General features: G+C 63.3%; 5 protein-coding genes and 1 pseudogene. 4 read left to right on the forward strand and 2 right to left on the reverse strand.

The features are described 5' to 3' along the window. The 4 genes and pseudogenes from EOA32_RS40855 to EOA32_RS35085 form a co-directional block, all read left to right on the forward strand. Positions 1-77 (forward strand): annotated as a pseudogene (locus EOA32_RS40855) (aminoacyl-tRNA hydrolase); the annotation flags it as partial. A 94-nt stretch (positions 78-171) separates the two neighbouring features. Continuing rightward, positions 172-1,275 (forward strand): redox-regulated ATPase YchF, encoded by a 1,104-nt coding sequence (ychF, locus tag EOA32_RS35075; RefSeq protein WP_095777301.1) that lies wholly within the window; start codon positions 172-174, stop codon positions 1,273-1,275. Positions 1,276-1,378: 103 nt separating this feature from the next. Continuing rightward, positions 1,379-1,840 carry a MaoC family dehydratase gene (locus EOA32_RS35080; protein ID WP_066994904.1) on the forward strand — a complete coding sequence of 154 codons (462 nt, stop codon included), beginning with the start codon at positions 1,379-1,381 and terminating at the stop codon, positions 1,838-1,840. Continuing rightward, on the forward strand, positions 1,837-2,307 hold the full coding sequence (locus EOA32_RS35085) for a MaoC family dehydratase (RefSeq protein ID WP_066994357.1): 471 nt from the start codon (positions 1,837-1,839) through the stop codon (positions 2,305-2,307). The genes EOA32_RS35080 and EOA32_RS35085 overlap by 4 nt, the downstream gene beginning before the upstream one ends. Positions 2,308-2,381: 74 nt before the next feature. On the opposite strand, the gene EOA32_RS35090 is transcribed toward EOA32_RS35085, so the two are convergent. Together EOA32_RS35090 and EOA32_RS35095 are read right to left on the reverse strand one after the other, a co-directional pair. Then, complete coding sequence (locus EOA32_RS35090) at positions 2,382-2,927, reverse strand: adenine phosphoribosyltransferase (RefSeq protein ID WP_128374132.1); 546 nt, start codon at positions 2,925-2,927, stop codon at positions 2,382-2,384. A 205-nt stretch (positions 2,928-3,132) separates the two neighbouring features. Next, on the reverse strand, positions 3,133-3,453 hold a 321-nt coding region (locus EOA32_RS35095), incomplete at its 5' end, for a phosphatase PAP2 family protein (RefSeq protein ID WP_145971468.1).

The raw sequence follows: 3,453 nt of genomic DNA on the forward strand, positions 1-3,453 counted from the left end.
CGCAGCAGCCGCCGGCGAAGGTTCCCGAGAGCGGGCCGATGGCCGCGATGCTGAAGAAGCTGTTCGGAAAAGACTGAGCGTCGAAACGACCATGCCAAGGGCTTGACGATCGTCCGCGCTTTAGCCCATAGCCCTCACCAAATCTCGAATTCCCGATAGGAACGGACGAACATGGGTTTCAAATGTGGCATCGTTGGCTTGCCCAACGTCGGCAAGTCGACGCTGTTCAACGCGTTGACCAGGACGGCTGCCGCGCAGGCCGCCAACTATCCTTTCTGCACCATCGAGCCGAACACCGGCGAGGTGGCGGTTCCGGACCCGCGGCTGCAGAAGATCGCCGCGATCGGCAAGTCGAAGGAGATCATCCCAACCCGCATCTCCTTCGTCGACATTGCCGGACTGGTGCGCGGCGCCTCCAAGGGCGAAGGTCTGGGCAATCAGTTCCTCGCCAACATCCGCGAGGTCGACGCCATCGTGCATGTGCTGCGCTGCTTCGAGGATGACGACATCACCCATGTCGAGGGCCGCATCGATCCGGTCGCCGACGCCGAGACCGTCGAGACCGAGCTGATGCTCGCCGATCTCGAAAGCCTGGAGCGCCGCATCGTGCAGGTCCGCAAGCGCGCCGCCGGCAAGGACAAGGAAGCAATGACCGTTCTGCCGATGATGGAGGCGGCGCTCGAACTGCTGCAGGCAGGTCGCCCGACCCGCGTCCTGCTCAATGGCATCGCGGCGGAGGATCTGCGCATCCTGCAGGGCCTGAACCTGCTCACATCGCATCCCGTGCTCTATGTCTGCAACGTCGCTGAGGCGGACGCTGCCACGGGAAACGAGCATACAAAGGCGGTGGAGAAGATGGCCGCCGCGCAGGGCGCCGGCACGGTGGTGATCTCGGCGGCGATCGAGGCGGAAGTTGCCCAGCTTTCCGACGAGGAGGAAATGGAGTTCCTCGCCTCGATCGGCCTTGACGAGCCGGGCCTCAACAAGGTGATCCGCGCCGGCTACGAGCTCTTGCATCTGATCACCTATTTCACCGTCGGGCCGAAGGAGACGCGCGCCTGGACCATCCACAAGGGCGATAAGGCACCGCAAGCTGCCGGCGTCATTCACACCGACTTCGAACGTGGTTTCATCCGCGCCCAGACGATCTCCTACAACGACTTCGTCACGCTCGGCGGCGAAGTGGCGGCCAAGGAAGCCGGCAAGGCGCGCGACGAAGGCAAGGAGTATGTCGTCCAGGACGGCGACATCATGCTGTTCAAGTTCAACACCTGAGTGCCTGGCTGGCTCACCAGAAAGGACTTGACCAAATTGGCTCGGGCCTCCATCCGGGATGCCCGACCTTCGGGATCACGCGTTCGTCAACCGGATTGCCGACATGACCGGAAAGACCTGGGCCTATGAGGATTTCGTCGAGGGCGCCTCGCTCGACCTCGGCAGCAAGAATGTGAGCGCCGCCGAGATCATCGAGTTTGCCAGCGAATTCGATGCCCAGCCGATGCATCTCGACGAGGCGGCCGGCAAGGCCAGCATCCTGGGCGGCCTTTCGGCTTCGGGCTGGCACACTTGCGCGATGTTCATGCGCATGCTGTGCGATGCCTTCCTGCTCGATTCGACCTCGCAAGGCTCACCCGGCATCGAGCATGTCAAATGGAAGAAGCCGGTTCTGGCCGGTGACCGTCTCACCGGCAAGGTCACCGTGCTTTCCAAGCGCCAGTCCAAGTCGCGGCCGCAGATCGGCCTGGTCAGCATGCGCAGCGAGCTGTTCAACCAGCGCGGCGAATGCGTCTTCGAGCTTGAGAACACCGGCATGTTTCTGACCCGCGGGGCCGTCGCGTGACCCTGGACGAGTATTTCCTCATCGGCCAAACCGTCACCCTCGGCGCGCACAAATTCGAGGCCGACGAGATCAAGGCGTTCGCCAGGAAATACGATCCGCAAATCTTCCATGTCGACGAGGAGGCGGCGAAGAAGAGCATGCTTGGCGGTCTCTGCGCCTCCGGCTGGCACACCGCCGCCACCTGGATGAAATACAACCTCGAAAAGCGCATGGAGACCGAGGGCGTGCGTTGGACCGGTCCCGGCCCGCAGCCCGAATTCGGCCCCTCGCCCGGGTTTCGCAACCTCAAATGGCTGAAGCCGGTCTATGCCGGCGAAACCGTAACCTTCACCCGCACAGCGCTTGCCCATCGACCCCTTGCCGGCCGCCCCGGTTGGAGCCTGCTCACGCTGCGTTCCGAAGGTTTCGACTCCAGCGGCGATAAGGTCATCGAGTTCGACAGCGCGGTGCTGGTGAAGGTGGAGTAGCGAATGGTGAATAGTGAATGGTGACTAGTGAGCCATTCCCTATTCACCATTCACTATTCACCATTCAACACTGATTAATGCCCCTCGAAGCCGATCAGCGTCCTCACCGGAACTCCGAGCGCTTCCAGCTTCTGGCGCCCGCCGAGATCCGGCAGGTCGATGACGAAGCAGGCGGCGACGATGTCGGCGCCGATCTGCCTGAGCAGCTTGACGGCCGCCTCCGCCGTGCCGCCGGTGGCGATCAGATCGTCGACCAGGATCACCTTCTCGCCTTGCGAGACGCCGTCCTTGTGCATCTCCATCTCGTCCAGACCGTATTCGAGGCTGTAGGCGACGCGCACGGTCTCGTAAGGCAGCTTGCCCTTCTTGCGGATCGGGACGAAACCCGCCGAAAGCTGATGCGCCACTGCGCCGCCCAGGATGAAGCCGCGCGCCTCTATGCCGGCGATCTTGTCGATCTTCAGCCCGGCGTAAGGATGCACAAGCTCGTCGATGGCCCGGCGAAAGGCGCGAGCGTCGCCGAGCAGCGTGGTGATATCTCGAAACAGGATGCCGGGTTTGGGGTAATCCGGAATGGTGCGGATGGCCGCACGCAGCGTGTCTTCGAGCGAGGGTTTCATGAGACGAGCTCCGCGTGTCCGGCTGTCGGGTGTAACGGCGTCGACGCGCCCGGCGCAACGCAACCAACAACGGCTACCGCGATGGACCCCGGGAGACAAGCGCATCCGGCAAAGGATCGGCATCGCCTGCCTTGCTCCCGTGCCGGCGCCGCAAGCGAAAAGGGCGCCCGCTGGCGCCCTTGCAGAAACGTCGGCGACGGACGGCTCACATGCCGAGGTCGGACCGCAGCTCGGATCGCGCCACCTCGAACTCGGTCTTGAAATCGGGCCGGCTGAGCAGGACCGCGGCGATCGCGCTGCCGGAAATCTTGCCCATCTCGACATCCGACGGATAGTGGATGCCGCCGACCACGCGGTTATGGGCATATTCGGCCGCGCGGGCCATGATCTCGGGCCGCTTCTCCGGCACCATGTCGGACAGGATGATGCCCATCATGGTGCCGACCGTCGCATGGCCCGACGGCCAGGAACCGGAATTCGACAGCTTCACCGCCGGTTTGACTAGATCACTGAGCTGATGCGGACG

Origin of the sequence: Mesorhizobium sp. M1A.F.Ca.ET.072.01.1.1 (assembly GCF_004023325.1) — a bacterium.
In the GTDB taxonomy this organism is placed as follows: domain Bacteria; phylum Pseudomonadota; class Alphaproteobacteria; order Rhizobiales; family Rhizobiaceae; genus Mesorhizobium.

Coding starts and splice junctions, on each gene's coding strand:
- ychF (WP_095777301.1), top strand. CDS start 172: ATGGGTTTCAAATGTGGCATCGTTGGCTTGCCCAACGTCGGCAAGTCG.
- EOA32_RS35080 (WP_066994904.1), top strand. CDS start 1,379: ATGACCGGAAAGACCTGGGCCTATGAGGATTTCGTCGAGGGCGCCTCG.
- EOA32_RS35090 (WP_128374132.1), bottom strand. CDS start 2,927: ATGAAACCCTCGCTCGAAGACACGCTGCGTGCGGCCATCCGCACCATT.